We start from the raw sequence: 521 nt of genomic DNA on the forward strand, positions 1-521 counted from the left end.
GGGAGACTTTGAAGCTGGGACGCTAGTTCTAGTGGAGTCAACCTTGAAATACCACCCTTGCTAAATTGATTTTCTAACCCGTTCCCCTTATCTGGGAAGGAGACAGTGCGTGGTGGGTAGTTTGACTRGGGCGGTCGCCTCCTAAAGAGTAACGGAGGCGTTCAAAGCTACACTCAATATGGTCAGAAACCATATGCAGAGCACAAAGGTAAAAGTGTGGTTGACTGCAAGACTTACAAGTCGAGCAGGTGCGAAAGCAGGACTTAGTGATCCGGCGGTWCWTYGTGGAAWGGCCGTCGCTCAACGGATAAAAGSTACSCCGGGGATAACAGGCTTATCTKMSCCAAGAGWTCACATCGACGSKMAGGTTTGGCACCTCGATGTCGGCTCATCGCATCCTGGAGCTGKAGYMGGTTCCAAGGGTTKGGCTGTTCGCCAATTAAAGCGGTACGTGAGCTGGGTTCAGAACGTCGTGAGACAGTTYGGTYCCTATCTGATGTGGGCGTTGGAATATTGATGAG

The 521-nt window shown here is 51.1% G+C and carries 1 rRNA gene; it reads left to right on the forward strand.

The features are described from left to right. Positions 1 to 521, forward strand: a 23S ribosomal RNA gene (locus KJK34_RS15450); the annotation flags it as partial.

Origin of the sequence: Flavobacterium coralii, from assembly GCF_019891545.1 — a bacterium.
In the GTDB taxonomy this organism is placed as follows: Bacteria; Bacteroidota; Bacteroidia; order Flavobacteriales; family Flavobacteriaceae; genus Flavobacterium; species Flavobacterium coralii.